The sequence below is a fragment of the Flavobacteriales bacterium genome (assembly GCA_030584065.1).
Classification (GTDB): domain Bacteria; phylum Bacteroidota; class Bacteroidia; order Flavobacteriales_F; family PHOS-HE28; genus PHOS-HE28.
The window spans coordinates 1781274-1799828 of sequence record CP129489.1; the positions used below are offsets into that span (position 1 = coordinate 1781274).

The following is an 18555-nucleotide window of genomic DNA, read 5'->3' on the forward strand; positions in this document are numbered from 1 at the left end:
GTTCGGTTAGGCGGTTTGCAGGGCGGCAGCGCGCTTCAGGCGGCGCTTCACATTGGCCTGCACCACGTAGTGATCGATGAGCGGTGCCATCACATTCATGAACAGGATCGCCAGCATCATGCCCTCGGGGTAGGCCGGGTTCACCACCCGGATGAGGATGGCCATGGCGCCGATGAGGAAGCCATAGATCCACTTGCCGGTGTTGGTCTGTGCGGCGGTCACCGGGTCGGTGGCCATGAACACCAGGCCGAACATGAAGCTGCCGAGCATGAGCTGGTGCAGCACGGGAATCTGCATGTAGGCGTTGCCCAGCGAGGGGCCCACCAGGTTGAAGAGGCTGCTCATGGCCGCACCGCCCAGGAACACGCTGAGCATGATGCGCCAGCTGCCGATGCCCGTGAGCAGCAGGATGGCCGCGCCGATGAGGCAGGCGAAGGCGCTGGTCTCACCGATGCTGCCGGCTTCGAAGCCCCAGAAACTGTCCAGCATGGGCACCACGCCCGCCATGTTGCCCGACGCCGCATGCCCCAGCGAGGTAGCGCCGCTGAAGCCATCCACAACGGCCTGGCCGGGCTCCAGCGCGGTGTTCACCCACACCTTATCGCCGCTCATCATGGTGGGATAAGCGAAGAAGAGGAAGGCGCGCGCGGTGAGCGCCACGTTGAGGATGTTCATGCCCGTGCCGCCGAAGACCTCCTTGCCGATCACTACCGCAAAGGCGGCGCCCACGGCCACCATCCAGAGCGGGGTGTCCACCGGCATCACCAGGGGGATGAGCATGCCGCTCACCAGGTAGCCTTCCTGGATGGGGTGCCCCTTGATGCTGGTGAAGAGGAACTCGATGCCCAGGCCCACGCCGTAGCTCACCACCACGATGGGCAGCACCTTGATGGCGCCGAAGAGGAACTTGTCCCAGAAGCCCTCGCCCGCCTGGGTGAACTCGCCCAAGGCCAGGAAGTGCTGGTGCCCCACGTTCCACATGCCGAAGAGCAGGCACGGGAGCATGGCGGTGATCACGATGCTCATGGTCCGCTTCAGGTCGATGCCATCGCGGATGTGGGCCCCCTTCTCCGTGGCGTGGCCGGGGGTGAAGAGGAAGGTCTCCAGGCCGTCGAAGACCCAATGCAGCTTCTCGAGCTTGCCCCCCTTGCTGAAGGCGGGCTTCATGCCATCGACCAGGTTGCGCAGTGCTTTCACGTCGGCAGCGGCTTAGGTGGTTTCCTTCTTCAGGGCATCGAGGCCATCGCGCACGATGCTCTGGCTGTTGATCTTGCTGGTGCACACGAACTCGCAAAGGGCGAAGTCCTCGGGCGCCACTTCGTAAAGCCCCAGCTTCTCCATTTGTTCGATGTCGTTCACCAGGATGGCCTTCAGCAGATGCACCGGGTAGATGTCGAAGGGGAACACCTTCTCGTACTGGCCGCTCATCACGAAGGCCCGCTCCTCGCCGTTCTGGTTGGTGTCGGGGGCGAACTTCTTGCCCGGCATCAGCCAGGTGGGGAAGCTGCGGTTGGCGCTGAACTTGTCGAAGCCGGGCGCCGCCCAGCCGTCGGTGATGAAGAACTTGGGCTGGTCGCCCTCGGGAAGCTGGGTCACCTGGGTGTGGTAGAAGCCCAAGAAGCCGTCGGGGCCCACGTTGTCGCCCGTGAGGCAGTTGCCGCTGATCACGCGCACCTTGCCCTCCACAGCGCCCACGATGTCCTTCATCGGCGCGCCGATAACGGTGCGCACGTACCGCGGGTTGCGCGCCTCACTGCCCGTTACGGCCACGGTGCGCGAGGCATCGTATCGGCCCTGCCGGAAGAGGCGGCCGATGAGGATCACGTCCTGCACGCTCACCGTCCATGCCACCTCGCCCTTGTTGATGGGGCTGATGTGGTGGATCTGTACGCCCACGTTGCCGGCGGGGTGCGGGCCGCTGAAGGTGTGGCGCACCACGCCCTTGGCATCGAGGAACTCGCGCGCCGCCGTCTTATCGCTCACGCTCAGGTGCACCTTGCCCTTGGTGAGCTTGGCCAGGGCATCGAGGCCCGTCTGGAAGTCGGCGCCGTGGTTGCGCACCACCAGGTCCTGGTCAGGCGCCAGCGGATTCGTATCGAAGCCCGAGATGAAGATGGCCTTCGGTTCGTGCGCGGGATTGGCCACCACATCGAAGGGGCGCTGCTTGATCACCGGCCATGCGCCGCTCTTCAGCAGCTTCTGCACGATGGTCTCGCGGTTCATGCTGGCCGGGTCGCCGCTGCCGAAATCCTCGTAGCGCGTCTGTGCATCGGCCAGCACGCGCACCTCCAGCACCTTGCGCTTCTCGCCACGGATCACCTCGGCCACCTCGCCGCTCACCGGGCTGGTCCACAGCACCCGGTCATTGTACTTGTCGGCGAAGAGCGCGGAGCCGGCCTGCACGGCGTCGCCGGGCTTCACCAGTACCTTGGGCACCAAGCCATGGAAATCGGTCGGTTTGATCGCGATGACCTTCGCGGGTTCCGCCTGCACAAGGACCTTCTCGGCTTCGCCCCTCAGGCGGATGTCGAGTCCTTTGCGGATCCGGACGATGTTCGGCATGTTTGCAAACCCTCCCTTCCCGAAAGGGCGCGGCAAATGTATGAACGGAACGTTTCGCGGTACGAACGCCGAAAATCCTTGATGGGCGCGGGATTCATGTGCATACCGACCCTCGTGGCGCTCGCTCTCATCCTACCCGCATGCGCGGGAACGGCCCCCACCGCAGGCGCTGCGCCCGCACCCGAGGAGCCTCCTTACTGGCCCCCCAGCGAGCCGGTGGCCGAGGACCGCATCTACTCCCCCACCATCCGCACCGTCCAGCTCTTCAAGGCGGGGTTCGAGCTGGCTCCGCCCGTGATCGAGCTCGGCGGCAACGACCAGGTGGTGCTCCGCTTCGACGACCTCGCTCCCACCGTGGAGGACCTCTCCTACACCCTGGTGCATTGCGACCACTTGTGGCAGCCCACCGACCTGCAGCCTGGGCAGTACCTGGAGGGCGCCACCAACGCCTACCTCCCCGCTGGGCGCACCAGCTACAACACCCTGCAGCCCTTCATCCACTACGAGCTCGCCCTCCCCAACGCCGACATGCGGCCCGCACGCAGCGGCAACTACCTCCTCAAGGTGTACCGCGGCGGTGACGAGGAAGACCTTGTGCTCACCCGCCGCCTCCTCGTCTTCGAGCCCCGTGCCACCATCGATGCGCGCATCATGGCCACGCGCCAGGTGGACCTGCGCGATGTGGCACAGCAGCTCGACTTCACCGTGAACACCAATACCCTGCCCGTGCAGGATCCCTTCGGCGAGGTGCATGTGACCCTGCTGCAGAACATGCGCTGGCACGATGCCCGCACCGGTGCACAGCCCCGATTCGTGCGCGGCACCGAGCTGGTTTACGACTTCCCGGCACAGGGCCTCTTCATGGCCGGTAACGAGTACCGCAACTTCGATGCGAAGGACCTGCGCTTCACCACCAACCGCATCCGCCGCATCGCGCCCGGCCTGGGCGAGCGCATCTATGAGGTGTGGCTGCTGCCCGAATCGCGCCGCAGCATCCGGCGCTACAACACCCTGCAGGACCTCAACGGGCGCTACCTGGTGCGCAACGACCAGGTGGACGGTGACCCCCTCGGTGCCGACTACGTGAACGTGCACTTCGCGCTGCCCATGGAGGCGCCGTTGATGCAGGAGGTGTATGTGTACGGCCAGCTCACGGACTGGCAATGCCGGCCTGAGCACCGGATGGCCTGGAGCCCCGCTGACAGCGCCTACACCGCAACCCTGCTCCTGAAGCAGGGCTTCTACGACTTCAGCTTCGTCACCCTGCCGCGCGGCGAGCAGGTGCCCGACATCACCGCCATCGAAGGCAGCCATTTCGAGACGGAGAACGACTACCTCGTACTCGTGTACTTCACCGACCGCATGCAGCGCTGCGACCGGCTGGTGGGCGTGCGCTTCGTGAACAGCCGCCGGTAGGCGCCGCAACCGTCCGGCAGGTCGCACCGCCCCGTGCACGGCTTGTGCGGACAGGCCTGCGATCGCATTAGCTTCTGGCCCGTGACCTTGACGGGAATGATGGCGATCCCCAAGACCCCCTGCCCGGTGCGCGGCCTGGTACCGTGGGGCCAGGGCATCTGGCCCATCGTGTGGCGCGGGCCGCACCCTGTGCTCGGCTGGATCTACACCATACACGAGAAGCCCGAGCACGGCCCCTTGCAGGTGCACTGGAACGTGAGCCAGGCCGACATCGTGCGGGCCATGGAGGCCTTCGCCGCCTTCAAGCCGCACCAGCGCGTGCCGCTGGGGCCCACCGCTCACGGCCGCATCGTTGCGCGCAAGTGGAGCTTCGAGCGCGGCAGCTTCTTCTACCTCATCCAAGGCGCGCGTGCCGGCAGCCAGTGGAGCGTTGAGCAGAGCGAGCTGCTGCAGCGCGTGCAGCGCTTGGGGTGAGCGCGCCGAGGCGCATGGCACGCGCACGGATGCGCTGAACGCGCCGCACCGTGGACCATGGCGCCACGCCGAGCCCCATCCCTGAAGGACCGGCCGCGGAACGCGCGGTAACTTGTTCCCCGCATGCTCAATGCCTTCCCCATCGAGGAGCTCCTCTTCCTGTGCGCGGTGCTGCTGCTCGGCAGCATCATGGCCAGCAAGACCAGCGGGCGGCTGGGCGTGCCGTCGCTGCTGCTCTTCCTGGGCGTTGGCATGCTGGTGGGCAGCGACGGGTTGGGCTGGGTGCACTTCGACGATCCGAGGCAGGCTCAGCTCATCGGCAACATCGCACTCATCTTCATCCTATTCAGCGGCGGGCTCGATACGCGGTGGGACAGCATCCGACCCGTGCTGCGGCAAGGCATGGTGCTCTCCACCTTCGGGGTGGTGGTGACGGCGGTGGTGGTGGGGCTGCTGGTGCCCTGGATCACGCCCTTGGGCTGGAAGGAGGGGCTGCTGCTGGGCGCCATCATCAGCAGCACCGATGCGCCGGCGGTATTCACCATCCTGCGCTCCAAGGGCGTGGGTCTGCGCGGCAACCTGCGGCCGCTGCTGGAGCTGGAGAGCGGCAGCAACGACCCCATGGCCTACCTGCTCACGACGGCAGCGCTGCAGCTATTCACGCTGGATGCCGAGGGCATCAGCTACTGGGCGCTGGGCGGAATGCTGCTGCAGCAGATGGTGATCGGGGCCTTGGCGGGCTGGGCCATGGGCATGCTCACCACGCGCGTCGTGAACCGCGTGCAACTCGATTTCGACGGGCTCTACCCCGTGCTGCTGATGGCGATGGTGCTGCTCACCTATGCAGGCACCCAGCTCATCGGCGGCAACGGCTTCCTGGCGGTGTACCTGGCCGGCATCGTTCTGGGCAACCGCAACTTCATCCACAAGAAGAGCCTTGTGCGCTTCTTCGACGGGCAGGCCTGGATCGTGCAGATCGGCATGTTCCTCGTGCTGGGGCTGCTGGTCTTCCCCAAGCAACTGGTGCCGGTGATGGTGCCGGGGCTGCTGGTGAGCCTGGTGCTCATGTTCGTGGCTCGGCCCATTGCCGTGCTCCTCTCGCTGCTCCCGTTCCGCACCACCTGGGCCAAGCGCGCCATGATCGGCTGGGTGGGCCTGCGCGGCGCAGTGCCCATCGTGCTGGCCACCTATCCCATGGTGATGGGCATCGACGGCGCGGCCTACATCTTCAACATCGTGTTCTTCATCGTGCTCACCTCGGTGGCCATCCAGGGCACCACACTGCCGCTGGTGGCGCGCTGGCTCAATGTGCACCGGCCCGAGGAGTCGCGCCCGCGAACGGCGCTGGAGGTGGAGATCAGCCCCGAGGCGCGCGGGGTGCCCCATGTGCTGGAGGTGCCCGTGGGCAGCGCCGCAGTGGGCCTGCCCGTGCTGCGGCTGGGACTGCCGCGCGGGACGCTCATCACCATGGTGAAGCGCGACAGCGGCTTCATCGCGCCCAGCGGATCGACCGTGGTGCTGGGCGGCGACCGGCTGGTGGTGCTCGCCCGCACCCCTGAGCTGCTCGATGAGCCGGTGGCCCGACTGGGCCTTGTCCCACTGGGGCCCGTGCAGGCCGCTGTGCCCGGTGCCGCCTAGCCGATGCGCTCGAATCGCAGCAGGTTGGGCCGCTGGTCCTTGCCCTCGTTGCTGATGAGCAGCGCACCGCCCGGCAGGAAGGTGATGCCCTCGGGCTTGGGGAAGAGCGCGGCATCGAGCACATGCAGCGCCACCACCGCGCCGGCACGGTCAACCACCAGCAGCGTGCGGTCAATGGCGCTGAGCAGGTAGTAGTGGTCGCTCACGGGATCGACCGCCACGGAACTGAAGCGCAGCTTGAGCGCTGGCACCGTGCGCCCCTTGGGCGTCACGCGCTCGGGCACGGCGAATCCCTTGGCCCGCGCCTGTTCGGCGATGCGCTCCAGGGAGAGTTCCAGCACCGGCTGCTCCAGCAGGCGCTGCGCGACCGGATCGTAGGCATGGATGGCGCGGCGGTCGCGCGCCTCGGGCCCGCCCTTCTCAACGCCCTTGGGGCTGATGAGGATGAGGCCCTTGCGCTCATCGTAGCCGAGCCCCTCCAGATTGGGCTGCGGCAGCTGCACACGGAAGGTGTCGAGCACAGTCATCGCCAGGTGGCCCATGGCCATGCGGTAGATGAGGCCGTCGCTGCGCAGCGCATAGTACTCGCCGCCCACCCGGGTGAGGCCCTCCATGTCGCCCGGCTCGCCGAAGGCCCGACGGCCGGCGATAGCGCCCGTGGCCAGGTCGATCAGGTAAACGGTTGCGGCTTCATCGTGCAGGCAGGCCACGGTGCGCGCATCCACATCGGTGAGGGCGCTCACCTCAACCAGCTCGGCAGGCAGCGCGTGCCGACGGTCGGGGTGCGCGAGATCGAAGGGCTGCGCAGCGGCGAAGAGGGGCGCCAGCAGGGCGATGATCAGCGGTCGCATGGCGCAAAGATCGGCCCATCCCGATCAGGGACCTACCGCTGGGCCAGGCCGGAGCGCCTTGAAGCGCCCGCGCTGCACACCTGATGGCGGGTGCGGCTTACGCGTACACCGCCAGCAACGCGAATGCGACCAGGGCGGTGAGGAGGGCGAGGACCAGCAGGTCGGGGTGCACGCGGCGAAGGAAAGCGGTCATGGGCGTTGTTTCGGGCGCGAAGCAAGCGCGGGCATGTTGCCGGTGGTGGGCCCGTGCATGAAGCTTGCGCTATGTCCGCTACCGCCCGAAAGGCAGCGCCCCACGCCGGGCGGAGAGCTCCGTGAACGGACGGATGTGGCCGATCAGGCGTACTGCACGTTCACCGCATTGGGCCCCTTCGGACCCTGTTCCACTCCGTGGGTGACCATGTCGCCTGCGCGGCGGGGCGCACGGGTGCCGGTCTTGTGAACGAAGAGGTCCTTGCCGCCTTCATCCGGGGATGAGATCAAACCCTTTCTCCGTGCTGAAGAACCTCACTGCAACACTTGACATGCACTGGCTGTTATTGCACACCGAACGATGCGGCACCTGGTGGTTCCGGAATAAGCACCAGGGACCGTTCTGAAGACAGGCCCTGCGCAAGCGCACCCGACGGTCGCCGGATGATGATGCTGAAGCGCAGGTGCGCCAAGCAGCGCATGAGGCTGCAATACCGAGGGCCCCTCCTTGCGGAAGGGCCCCCGAAGGAAGCCGACAGGAATCATGCATGGCAAGGACCTCCCTTCCTATCCGCCATGCCGCACCATCGGACTGCCTGCTCTTGCAGGGCCTTGCGGCCACGGTGCAAATGGAAAGCGTGGTCCCCGCTCCCGCACTGACGGTAATCATTCTCGTCGCGCGTGCCGATCGTGGGATCGATCGTGCAAAACGAAAGGCGCCCATACGGCCCCACGAAGCCTGCACGGGATACATTGCCCCCACGAACGAAGGCGAGAACGAGATGACTTTCAGCGCACAGATCGACGACCTCACCACCGCCCTGCGCCACACGCGCACGCGCCTCCTGGCCCCGGTGGACCCCTTCCAGCAACAGCTCCCGCGCGACCCCGCGATCTTCGTGGAGGACACGCTCTACTACGTGATGGACCACTGGGCGGCCGACCTGCGCGAGCAGGGCAGCGTGCTGGAGGAGGACACCGAGTGGACCGGCGACGGCCGAAGCCACTACCCGCGCTACGTGCTGCGCATGGCTGGCGGCAACCTGGTGCAGCTCCACTTCACCGGCGAGTACCCCCGGTCGCTCTTCCTCAACATCAGCAAGGGCTTCCGCAACGGCCAGCAGTTCAGCGATGCCCGCCATGTGCAGATCGAGCTGCCCATCACCACCGATGCCAACGCCCTGCTGGCCAGCCTCCTCGACGGCCTGAAAGGGGTGTCGGTGTAGCGCCGCATAGGTCATCGGTGCTTGAAGGCCCGCACGGCGGCCTGCTGCTCTGCCATTCGGGAGGCTCGTTGCACAAGGCTGCCCTCCGCGCCCATCCGGTGATGGCGCCCCATGGGCTCGATTGATATGGCCTGCATCTTGCGCGCTACGCTAACTTGGCTGCATGCGCACGCTCTACCTCTGCCGCCACGCCAAGAGCAGCTGGGCCGACCCCGGCCAGTCCGACCATGCGCGCCCGCTCAACGAGCGCGGCCTGCGCGATGCGCCAGCCATGGCGCACCACTTCCGCGGGCGGGGCGAGCCGCTCGACCTTATCGTGAGCAGCGACGCCGCGCGCGCGCTGGCCACCGCCAAGGCCTTCGCTCGCGAGCTGGGCATCGCCGGCGAACGCTTCGTGCTGGAGCCGCGGCTCTACCATGCCGATGTGCCCACCATCGGCCGCGTGGTGGCCGCGCTGCCCGACAGCGCCCAGCGCGTGATGCTCTTCGGCCACAATCCCGGCTTCTCGGCGGCCGTGGAATACTTCAGCAGCGAGGATCTTGGCGACCTGCCCACCTGCGCGCTGGTGCGCATCGATTTCGTGGCCGACGGCTGGCAGGGCACCGGGCGGGACCTGGGCACCTTGGTCTGGCACGAGTACCCCAAGCGCCTGCTGGGCCTGGAGTAGGCTCTGCCGTGCCGCTCAGTACTGGCCCGTGGCCAGCATCACCAGCGTACAGGCCTCCACCGCTTCGATGCCTTGGCGCCGCAGCGCGCGCGCAAAGGCGGCATCCTCCGTGCCGGGGTTGAAGATCACGCGCCGCGGCCCCAGCGCCATGATCCGCGCCCGCCACGGCTCCAGGTTCATGGGCGCGAGATAGAGCGTCACGGTATCCACCCGCGCATCGGCTGGCAGTTCGGTGAGGATGGGCACCGCGCCGATGCGCCCCGGCCGGCGGCCCACGGCCAGCACGGGATGGCCGGCCGCCGCCAGACGTTGCACAGCCATGTGCGCATAGCGGTGGGGCTTCTCGCTCGCGCCCAGCACCAAGGTGGTCCCGATCATGCCGCAAAGGTGGCCATCAACAGGGGGTGTTCGCGGACCGCTGAGACGTAACGCATGATTCACCTTGCGGCCACATGGCCTGGGGAGCTTCGCGGGGGATGAAACGACCCATCGACGTCCTCGTCCTTTCCGACCTCCACCTGGGCACCTACGGCAGCCGTGCCGAGGAGCTGCTCGCGTACCTGCGCGAGGTGAAGCCACGCCTGGTGATCCTGAACGGCGACATCGTCGACATCTGGCAGTTCAAGAAGAGCTACTTCCCCGCAGCGCACATGAAGGTGCTGAAGCGCCTGATGAAGCTGGCGTCGCGCGTGCCGGTGTACTACATCACCGGCAACCACGATGAGGCGCTGCGCCGCTACAGCCCGGTGCGCCTGGGCAACCTGCGTTTGGTGGACCGCCTGGAACTGACGCTCGATGGCGAGCGCTACTGGTTCTTCCACGGCGACATCTTCGACGCCAGCACCCGCCACGCCAGGTGGATCGCCAAGCTCGGCGGCATCGGCTACGACCTGCTCATCCGCATCAACGACCTGGTGAACCGCATGCTCACCCTCCTCGGACGGCCGCGCATGAGCTTCAGTGCCCGCATCAAACGCAGCGTGAAGCGCGCCGTGGCCTACATCAGCGACTTCGAGGAGACCGCCGCCGAGGTGGCCATCCACGAGGGATTCGACTACGTGGTGTGCGGCCACATCCACCAGCCGCAGCTGCGCACCATCGCCACCGACCGCGGCAGCGTCCGATACATGAACAGCGGCGACTGGATCGAGCACCTCAGCGCATTGGAGTATGCCGGCGGTGCATGGTCGCTCTACACGCATCCGCGCGGCCATGCGCATGTACCGCCCTCCGCGCTCACCTCAGCCGCAGCGCCTTCCCCGCGCAAGGTGCCTGACGCGGAACCGGAGCCATGCCAGCCGGCGTAGACGGCCGCACTCAGCCCTCCATCCCCTTCTTCAGGTCCTCCACGGTCCGCTCGGGCAGCTTGTTCAGGTCCAGCACCATCAGCCCGTCGAGCGCATCGTTGAAGCGCGGGTCGCGGTTGAATCCGATGATGCGGGCATTGAGGAGCAGGTACTTCTTGAGGAGCACGGGCATCGCCGTCTCGTGGGGGTCCACCTCGGCGATGAGGCGGTCCATCTTCTTGAGGTCGGCCATGCTGGCCTGCACCAGGGCCTCGCTATCGGCCTTGTCGGGCTTCACCCGGAAGCGGTTGCGCGGGTGCACATGCCTTGCCAGGTCCACATCATAGTGGTTCTGGCGCACGAACTCCATGATGAGGGCGCGCGAGAAGCGGCTGTAGGTGCCGCTGATGGAGACGGGGCCGATGAGGTAGTGCTGCTCGGGATTGGCGATGATGTGCAGCAGCAGGCCGCGCCAGAGCATGAAGAGCGGCAGCCGCTGGCGCTGGTACTCCTGGGCGATGAAGGAGCGGCCCAGCTCGAAGCTGCGCCGCAGCACCCGCTCCATGGGACGGTCCATGCGGAAGAGCGTGCTGGTGTAGAAGCCGCGCTTGCCGTAGCGCGCCATGATGCGTCGGCCGTCGCCGATGCGGTAGGCGCCCGCCAACCGGCCGTTGGCGCGGTCCCAGAGGAAGAGGTGGTCGTAGTAGAGGTCGAACTCGTCGAGGTCGATGGCCTTGTTGGTGCCCTCGCCCACGGCGCGGAAGGTGAGCTCGCGCAGGCGGCCGATCTCGCGCAGGAGCTGCGGGATGCGGTGGCTGGGGGCCAGGTAGAGGTCGAACTCCGCCTGGCTGTTGAGCTTGAGGTCCTCCAGCCCCGCCACCTCGCGGGCCAGCGTTGCGGAGGCGCCGGCTTCCACCACCTCCTTGGGGCGGCTGGGGAAACGCAGCGGGCTGAAGAGCTCGCGGCGCACGGTGAGGCCGCTGCCCAGGGCGTAGGTCTTGGCCCGCAGGAAGCGGGCCAGCTGCTCGGCGCTGCTGAAGGCGGCGATATCCTTGGGTGCGATGGGCTTGCCGATGCGCATGCGCACGGTGCGGCCGCGCATGCGCAGCATCTCGGTGGGCAGCGCCAGCGTGCGCAGGTTGGGGTGGATCATGCCCAGCATCTGGAACACCAGGCTGTTGGCGCCATCGAACCATACGGGCACTGCAGGCACCTGGGCGCGCTGCAGCAGCTTGATCGCGGGGGTCTTCCACCGTGTGTCGGCCACGGCCTTCACCTCGGTGCGCCAGCTGCTCACCTCACCGGCCGGGAACACGCCCAAGGCGTGGCCCTGCTTCACGTGCTCCATGGCCTGGCGCATGCCTTGGAAGCTGCTCAGCGAGCCGAGCTGCTCGAAGGGGTTGACACCGATGAAACGGTCGCGCAAAGGGGCCAGCTGCTGCAGCAGGAAATTGGCCATCACTTTCAGATCGGGCCGCACGCGCCCCAGCACATGCACCAGCGCCAGCCCGTCGATGGCGCCATAGGGATGGTTGGCCACCACCACCAGGCCCCCATCCTTGGGCACCTGCTCCAGGTCCTGCTCGGGCACCTCGATCTCCAGCTCCAGCTCGCGGAAGATGGCGGCGCAGAAATCCAGGTCGTGCAGGTGCGCGGCACTGGCGTAGATGCGCTCCAAGCGTTTCAGTCCGCTCACCTCGGTGAGCAGTGCGATGCGCGGGTCGCCCGGGCGCATGTGGCTGGCCTTGGCCAGATCGGCGGGTTCTACGAGCCGCTTCATCCGTGGAGGCGAAGGTATCCCGGGGCTTCCGGCGGCGGCCCGCTGTTGATAACGCGCCGCCCAACGCCCGACCCCGTCTGCTTGAGCCCCAAGGAGTGCAGCCCCGCCCGTTAACGTCAATTAACAGGCGGCTCGTCCCCCTCAGAACCCGCATCCGTCGCGGTGTCCGCGAAATCCGTCGACTTATCGGCGCCACTTGTGGACAGAAGAGGCAACCCCCACTTGGCTCCTTCGACTCCGCGGATAGTTTTGCCCGCCACCATGCGGCTCAACGCTCTCCTCACCCTCCTCGCCGGTGCGCTGATCAGCGCACCGCTGCGCGCCCAGGTGGACACCAGCGGATACGGCGGACCCGATGGCGTGGACATCTACGACGAGCTGGTGCCGGCCGACGAAGCGGAGGACGCCACGGTGGAAATCAGCCGTGCCGCCCGTGCTCTGGGCATCCTGAACGATGTGAACGACTCCCTCTCGGTGATTCCCGGCTACGACATGTACTGCCACTGGAACACCGAGGCCATCTTCGACCGCGGCAATACCTCCCGCTTCACGCACGACACGCTGTGCCTGCACCTGAGCGTACGCGACGACGACCATGCCCTTCCCTGTCCCGGGCATCTCACCTCCCCCTTCGGCCCCCGCAAGGGCCGCATGCACTACGGGCTCGACCTGAAGCTGCAGAAGGGTGACCCCGTGGTGTGCGCCTTCCCCGGCATGGTGCGCATCTCCAAGTACAACAAGACCTTCGGCCATGTGGTGGTGGTGCGCCACCATAACGGGCTGGAGACGCTCTATGCCCACCTGAGCAAGCGACTGGTGCAGCCCGGACAGGTCATCGCAGCAGGCGATACACTGGGCCTTGGCGGCAACACCGGCCGCAGCTACGGCAGCCACCTCCACTTCGAGGTGCGCTTCCTGGACCAGCCCATCGACCCCGCACTCATCTTCGATGTGGAGAACGGCACGCTCAAGGCGCGGACCTTCGAGATCAATAAGGACACCTTCTCCGCCATGGCAGCGGCCAAGGCGGCGGCCGGCGCGCGCCGGTACCATGTGGTGCGCCGCGGCGACACGCTCTCGGCCATCGCCCGCCGGTACGGTACCTCGGTGAGCGCCCTGTGCCGGATGAACGGCATCCGCGAGCGCTCCGTGCTCGCCATCGGGCAGCGCGTGCGCTACAACTGATCAGCCGCGGGAGCCTTGCTCCAACTTGGGATGGGGCCATGGCGCGCCGGTCGGGCGCAGCCTCCGCGCTCAGCGCCCCGCTTCCACCGCCCGTTTCACCCGGCTGATGTGCTCGAGCATGTCCTGGTTGTACTCCGGCGACAGCACCACGTCATCGCCATCGCGCGTACGCAGCAGCAGCAGGTCGGCCCGCGCGCTGGGCATGCGGTCGATCATCTGCCGGCCCAGCCCCAGGGTGTAGGAGCTCAGGCCGATGTCGATGGTGCAGAAGCGCAGGTAGGCCCGCTCGGCGGCGCGACGCGAGCCGCCGCGGTCCTCCACCCGCACCGCGGCCTTCTTGCGCACGTAGTCGCGGCAGGCGGAGCGCTCGATGAGGCTGGCATCCACGATGTCCTGCGGGGCGATGGTGCGCTGGTGGCGGCCCCGGCTCAGCATCAGCCGGCCATCGCGGATCACGTACGAAGCCCTGCGTCCACGGTCGCGCAGCACGGCCAGGGCCGTCAGCACCGCCACCACGCCGGCCGCGATGCCGATCCAGTAGAGCCGGCCTGAGGAGAACCCGTAGCTGGCCGCCACGAGGAGCAGGAACGGCGCCATGCCCAGCACCAGCAGGGTGTTGTTCCACTGCTTGCGCGTCCTGAACCGCTTGTCGGCCATGGTTATGCTGCTTTGCGTCGCCTTCAAACTCGAAGGGCGGCCCGGTGGGCCGCCCTTGCTGTACCGGAGAAGGGACTCGAACCCTTACAACCTTACGGTCACACGCCCCTGAAACGTGCGCGTCTACCAATTCCGCCACTCCGGTGAGTGCCCCTGCTGGCAGGGGGCGCAAATATAGTGGCCCGGACAATGCCGCAATGCATCACGGTGCAGCCGCGGCTTTCAAGTGCGGCTTCCCGGAAGCACGAAGCCCCCATCCCGCAAGCGGGACAGGGGCGACGTGACTCTTCAGACTGACCTTTGAACTACTTGGACAGGTGGTTGAACGGCAGCCGCTGAACGGGGGTTTCACAGCGCCGGAAAAAAATCGGAGGGTGTGCTGCTGGCTCAGGAATGCCGCTGCCGCGGGAGGCCGTCTAGCTTCGCCTCCCCCATGAGCATCGCCGACGCCCGCCACCTCGCCCTTGCCGGTCTCGGCGGCGAGGAGTATGCGCACTTCGGCAAGGCCGCCTACCGCATCGCGCCGCGCAAGCCCGGCGGCAAGGCCGGCCGCACCTTCATGACGCTGTGGATCGAGGAGGGCTTCGCCGTGCTGATGCTCGACCAGGAACTGCAGGCCGCCGCATTGGACCTCTCCCCTGCCTTTGAGCCCTACCCCGGCAAGTGGGGCGCTCACGGCGCCACCTTGGCCCGGCTCGATCGGCTCGATGCGCGCACCTTCCGCCAGGCGCTGGAGATGGCGCACCGGCATGCACGGCGATGAGGCGGCGCCTCCCGGGCTGCTGACAGCACCGGCCACGGTATGCTTGAAAGGGGCGCAGGGCCCTCCGATGGAAAGCCCTGCGCCATGGCCGACGAGCATGCTCCGGCAGTCAGAACGCCTCCGTAGAAAGGAAGCGTGGCGAATCGGAGAGGCGGATGAGCATGGCTGTTTCGCCGCGCGGGCTGCGGAGGAAGAGCCGGCTGCCCGCCACTTGGATGCCCGTCGTCGCTTGAAGCGCTTCCACCAGGTCCGCCTCCTGCTCAGCCGTGCCGGGGCAGAGCTTGTGGGTGGCGCTGACGTCGCTGAACTGGATGGCCTCCCCGCTGGCGCGCACCGACCCGTTGATCTGATTGCAGCCTGTGAATCCCGTCAGCTCACCGCCTTGGATGCGGATCCACGGCATCAGCGCAGCAGGCTGCTGCACCCGGCGCGAGAAGAGGCGCAGCACCTTCCACGTGCCCGTCTGCACGGGCGGCGCGAGGTGCTTGGCTGCGTCGGTGACCTCCGGTTCGTGACCGGTCCAATCCGTAGCATCCACCGGTGCATCGATGGGTGCACTGGTTGGAACTGCCGTTTCCTCCTTGCGGCATGCCACTGCGGCCGCGATGACCCCGATGAGGAGCAGGTAAGGCCTTCTGTTCGTTCTCATGGCATTGGGTATTGGTTCTAGAAAGCGACCGAAAGCTCCCCTTGCCATGATGCCTTCGCAATACCCACTCAGCAGGATTGTGCCGACCGGTTGAGCCGTCCTGTGGCGGCGTGCAAGGCACTGCTGTCCACGCGAGCGGAGGGCCTGCGTGCTCGGCATAGGCGGCCTGGCCTTTGCGGCCCACCACGAGCTGGAAGCGCGCATCGTTCTCTTCGAACGTGCGCACCATCCACGCGAAGGTGGAAGTGCAGTTGCAGGGTTGGGCGTGGGTGGTCAGCAGGATCGTGGTTAAAAGCAACGGATGACGCGAACAGTGCGTGCATTGCATCGAATGCGAAATACGGAGATGACGCGTCCATTCGCTGCCGCCTTGGGCGTAGATGGGGATCCCAGACTGGTAAGCGCAAGCCCCTCAATCGAGCATCATCGGCACCACCAGCTCCACCTTGGCCACGGCCGGGTGACGCGCCAGCTGCTCCAGCTGCCCGATCAGGAATGGACCCGCCAGGCCGGAGACCGGCTTCGCTTCCACACCATCGCTGACCGCCTCCGAGAGCATCGCTTCGTCCGCGTAGCCGGAAGTGGTCTCCGTCAACCGGAAGCCGAACGTATCGAGGATCCGGTTGACCTCCATCATGTAGCCGAATGCGCCTGAACGCTCCATGCCGCCCGCGTAGAAAGTGATGCGCACGATGCCCGTGAAGGGGTGCTGCTGGGTCATGCTGAGCCCCGCGTGCGGCGTAACGCCCACCCATTCATGGAGATCGCGCTTCTGGTGCTCGGCATAGAGGCCAGCCGCTTTCACCGTCGGGTTCTTGCGCACCGCTTCCAGCTCGGCATTGTGATGCAGCTTGAACTTGCCGCCGCGCTTGAGCCGCAGATAGGTACAGGTATGGGGCTCACACACCAGACCCTGTTCCGCGAACCAAGGTCGTAGGCTGTCGGTGCGAACGCCAGGGTGGCAGTCCACTTCCAAGCGGCGCTCATCGAAGACCAGCCGGGGTTGACGATACCCTTCATCGATCAGGTGATACGGCCCCGTGCGCATCGTCATCCGCACCGTGTCAGGCATGGACCCATACCACTGGCAGCCGTTCAAAAGCTTGCCGGTGGCCTTCACCTGTAGCGCGTCGTAGCCCTCCGGCACCTGCTCGAAGGTGAATACGCCGTCCTTCTTCTCTGAGGGCTTTACACCGCGGTCGCGCACATCGCGCAGGGTGATGTGGGCACCGGGGAGCGGCTTGCCCTGCTCATCGTGGACGAGCACCACGAGGCGCTGGGCGCTGGCGAGTTTGAACGCGCAGGCGAATAGGATAACGAAGGGCCCGCACGGGTAGAAGGTGAACATGGTGCGCGCTCGCTATCGTTTCGGCTTCAACCGCTTCGTACCCTGCTTCACCTGCTTGGCCTCGCTCTTCAAGCGTCGTTCGACCTTCTTCACATCCTCTCCCGGCGGGAGCTGCTCCGGCTTGATGCCACGCTGGAGCATACTGCTCCGAACAGCCTTGTTGCTGGCCACATGCTCGTCACCGATCGACTTCGTACCGCGCAGGTCCTTCTCCAATACGTTGTGGCTCGTCATCTCCGTGGCGAAATCCTTCGCCTTGATCGCCAGGGTGGAAAGGAAGTCGGCCAGCGGACGTGCGTCGGGTGCGCCCAGCTTGCGTTTCATGTCGTTGGTGCTCGCGCCGCCGAAGAGCGCTTGGTCACCCTTGCAGCGGATCACCGCGAAGCCCGCGTGGTCCACGCCACGTTCGTAGATGATGCCGCTCAACTTCTTCTCACTCTTCATCAACTTCTCCCGGGCTGTCACGCGGGCCACGTCGAGCAGGCGCTGCTCGATCACCTCCTGCTTGCGCGTCTGCACGGCGAAGTAGGTCTGTGCGAAGGCAATGGCGGGCTTGGCCGGATCACCGTTCTGAGCGATGAGGTAGCAGGCGTACCGCGTGAGGGCGATGTCCTCGATCATGCGCTCGCTTCCGGAGCCAAGGGTGACCATTTTGCCGATCCCGGCAAAATGGTCGGAGACCGCTTCCCCAGCGGCTGCACAGGCCTCTTTCGCCTTGTCGATGACCGTGGAGAAATTGCTCCACTTGGTATAGCCGAGCACGACCTGCAGCTCCCGCGCGCTCCAGCACTCCACACCGTTCACCTCACCGCTCGCCGCCTCGAAACGTGCGAACAACTCCTGGATCTGGTCCTTCTTCATGACGACCTTCCCGTCGATCGGGGTTCGGACAAGATAGTGGCGGGTCTTACTTCCCGAACACCTCCCTTCGCCTTCGCTGAAGCTGCGGCGAACGCGACCGGAGCCACTCCAGGCCTTGTCCGCCGTAGCCTGGCGGAGGCGGATACTCCGCTTTCTGGCCGGCGGCCTCCGCCGGAATGGCCAGTGGCTTGCCCGTTGTCCGCCGCAGCTTCAGCGAAGGCGGGTTCGTAGGCCTTGAAGCTCTGGCCCACGGTCGCCTCGGCGAAGTGGTCCATGCCTCCGCTAAAGCTACGGCAGGCAGGCGCGGAGCGAAGGGGCGCATACGAGCCGTAGCTCGGTATCGAAGGTGATCAGCCCGCGGTCAAAGGCCTTGTCGTGGAGGGCGTTGAGAGCGATGCCGTTCTGTGGATCAAGACGGTGCTGCTCGGCCACGTTCCACGGCACGATCCCGCGAAGCGGGACAAGTAGTGCGAGGCCACGAGCAGATCGCGGATGCCGAGTCCGGTCACCGCGCACCGACCGTTGTAAGCGTTGAGCACGGCTTGGCGGAAGTAGCGCTGGCCCCGGCGCACCTTCACCGAGGCGGTGCTTTCGGTGGGGCCTTCGGGCATACGGAGCACTTTGCCATCCGGTTGTACCACGACCGGCGCATCGGGATCGCCGGTCATCAGCTGGGCCAAGAGCGCCTCGCTCTCAGGGGCCAAGGCCTCGTGCTGGGCGTGGAACTCCGCCCACACCTGACGGTCCAGCGCACTGGCGCCGGACAAGCCCCTGATGCCCCGCGCGGCCAATCGCTCGTCCAAGGAGGCCAGGTTGCTGAGCTTCATGGCCACGCTGCCCGGCGTGCGCTCCATCCGCTGGGCCACATCGATCAGCACGGGGTTGCCCTGGTCGAACTTCCCAAAGGGGATCTTCTCGTACAGGTTCAGGAGGATCAGCAGCTCCTCGCGCGACCATGGTTTGCGGGTGGTGCTTGACGATGCCGTTCCAAGTTTTCAAC

General features: G+C 66.4%; 18 protein-coding genes, 1 tRNA gene and 1 pseudogene. 8 read left to right on the top strand and 12 right to left on the bottom strand.

Annotated elements, in window-relative coordinates:
- Positions 1-6: 6 nt before the first annotated feature.
- Positions 7-1197: an NADH:ubiquinone reductase (Na(+)-transporting) subunit B gene (locus QY325_07780; GenBank protein ID WKZ67821.1), complete on the bottom strand. Its 1191-nt coding sequence runs from the start codon at positions 1195-1197 to the stop codon at positions 7-9.
- 12 nt (positions 1198-1209) lie between these two features.
- Complete coding sequence (locus QY325_07785; GenBank protein ID WKZ67822.1) at positions 1210-2562, bottom strand: Na(+)-translocating NADH-quinone reductase subunit A; 1353 nt, start codon at positions 2560-2562, stop codon at positions 1210-1212.
- Between the two features lie 96 nt (positions 2563-2658).
- On the opposite strand from QY325_07785, the gene QY325_07790 reads away from it, so the two are divergent.
- From QY325_07790 to QY325_07800, 3 genes are all read left to right on the top strand, one after another.
- Complete coding sequence (locus QY325_07790) at positions 2659-3978, top strand: DUF5103 domain-containing protein (protein WKZ67823.1); 1320 nt, start codon at positions 2659-2661, stop codon at positions 3976-3978.
- Between the two features lie 96 nt (positions 3979-4074).
- Positions 4075-4452: a hypothetical protein gene (locus QY325_07795; protein WKZ67824.1), complete on the top strand. Its 378-nt coding sequence runs from the start codon at positions 4075-4077 to the stop codon at positions 4450-4452.
- A 123-nt stretch (positions 4453-4575) separates the two neighbouring features.
- Entirely contained in the window at positions 4576-6090 is a 1515-nt protein-coding gene (locus tag QY325_07800) for a potassium/proton antiporter (protein ID WKZ67825.1), read from the top strand.
- Here the strand turns inward: QY325_07800 and QY325_07805 are convergent.
- Together QY325_07805 and QY325_07810 are read right to left on the bottom strand one after the other, a co-directional pair.
- Positions 6087-6941 carry a hypothetical protein gene (locus QY325_07805; GenBank protein ID WKZ67826.1) on the bottom strand — a complete coding sequence of 285 codons (855 nt, stop codon included), beginning with the start codon at positions 6939-6941 and terminating at the stop codon, positions 6087-6089. The genes QY325_07800 and QY325_07805 overlap by 4 nt on opposite strands.
- 336 nt (positions 6942-7277) lie before the next feature.
- Positions 7278-7467: pseudogene (locus QY325_07810) on the bottom strand (cold shock domain-containing protein).
- 448 nt (positions 7468-7915) lie between these two features.
- On the opposite strand from QY325_07810, the gene QY325_07815 reads away from it, so the two are divergent.
- On the top strand, positions 7916-8359 hold the full coding sequence (locus QY325_07815; protein WKZ67827.1) for a hypothetical protein: 444 nt from the start codon (positions 7916-7918) through the stop codon (positions 8357-8359).
- A gap of 163 nt (positions 8360-8522) precedes the next feature.
- Positions 8523-9026 carry a histidine phosphatase family protein gene (locus QY325_07820; protein ID WKZ67828.1) on the top strand — a complete coding sequence of 168 codons (504 nt, stop codon included), beginning with the start codon at positions 8523-8525 and terminating at the stop codon, positions 9024-9026.
- Positions 9027-9041: 15 nt separating this feature from the next.
- Here QY325_07820 and QY325_07825 read toward each other — a convergent pair whose 3' ends face one another.
- A complete protein-coding gene (locus QY325_07825) occupies positions 9042-9404 on the bottom strand; it encodes a CoA-binding protein (GenBank protein WKZ67829.1) in 363 nt (120 codons plus the stop codon).
- 98 nt (positions 9405-9502) lie between these two features.
- Here QY325_07825 and QY325_07830 point away from each other — a divergent pair, with 98 nt between their 5' ends.
- Complete coding sequence (locus tag QY325_07830) at positions 9503-10333, top strand: UDP-2,3-diacylglucosamine diphosphatase (protein ID WKZ67830.1); 831 nt, start codon at positions 9503-9505, stop codon at positions 10331-10333.
- Between the two features lie 10 nt (positions 10334-10343).
- On the opposite strand, the gene QY325_07835 is transcribed toward QY325_07830, so the two are convergent.
- Positions 10344-12092 (bottom strand): GNAT family N-acyltransferase, encoded by a 1749-nt coding sequence (locus QY325_07835; GenBank protein WKZ67831.1) that lies wholly within the window; start codon positions 12090-12092, stop codon positions 10344-10346.
- 261 nt (positions 12093-12353) lie between these two features.
- Here QY325_07835 and QY325_07840 point away from each other — a divergent pair, with 261 nt between their 5' ends.
- Complete coding sequence (locus tag QY325_07840) at positions 12354-13277, top strand: M23 family metallopeptidase (protein WKZ67832.1); 924 nt, start codon at positions 12354-12356, stop codon at positions 13275-13277.
- A gap of 69 nt (positions 13278-13346) precedes the next feature.
- Here QY325_07840 and QY325_07845 read toward each other — a convergent pair whose 3' ends face one another.
- Complete coding sequence (locus tag QY325_07845) at positions 13347-13934, bottom strand: hypothetical protein (protein WKZ67833.1); 588 nt, start codon at positions 13932-13934, stop codon at positions 13347-13349.
- A gap of 61 nt (positions 13935-13995) precedes the next feature.
- Positions 13996-14079, bottom strand: a tRNA-Leu gene (locus QY325_07850).
- A gap of 288 nt (positions 14080-14367) precedes the next feature.
- Here QY325_07850 and QY325_07855 point away from each other — a divergent pair.
- Positions 14368-14697: a hypothetical protein gene (locus tag QY325_07855; GenBank protein WKZ67834.1), complete on the top strand. Its 330-nt coding sequence runs from the start codon at positions 14368-14370 to the stop codon at positions 14695-14697.
- 109 nt (positions 14698-14806) lie between these two features.
- On the opposite strand, the gene QY325_07860 is transcribed toward QY325_07855, so the two are convergent.
- The 4 genes from QY325_07860 to QY325_07875 form a co-directional block, all read right to left on the bottom strand.
- Positions 14807-15346: an META domain-containing protein gene (locus tag QY325_07860; GenBank protein ID WKZ67835.1), complete on the bottom strand. Its 540-nt coding sequence runs from the start codon at positions 15344-15346 to the stop codon at positions 14807-14809.
- Positions 15347-15758: 412 nt separating this feature from the next.
- Positions 15759-16694, bottom strand: coding sequence for a carboxypeptidase-like regulatory domain-containing protein (locus tag QY325_07865; GenBank protein ID WKZ67836.1), 936 nt, complete (start codon positions 16692-16694; stop codon positions 15759-15761).
- A 12-nt stretch (positions 16695-16706) separates the two neighbouring features.
- Positions 16707-17555 carry a DNA damage-inducible protein D gene (dinD, locus tag QY325_07870; protein ID WKZ67837.1) on the bottom strand — a complete coding sequence of 283 codons (849 nt, stop codon included), beginning with the start codon at positions 17553-17555 and terminating at the stop codon, positions 16707-16709.
- A gap of 350 nt (positions 17556-17905) precedes the next feature.
- Positions 17906-18433 carry a hypothetical protein gene (locus QY325_07875; GenBank protein ID WKZ67838.1) on the bottom strand — a complete coding sequence of 176 codons (528 nt, stop codon included), beginning with the start codon at positions 18431-18433 and terminating at the stop codon, positions 17906-17908.
- Between the last annotated feature and the right edge of the window lie 122 nt (positions 18434-18555).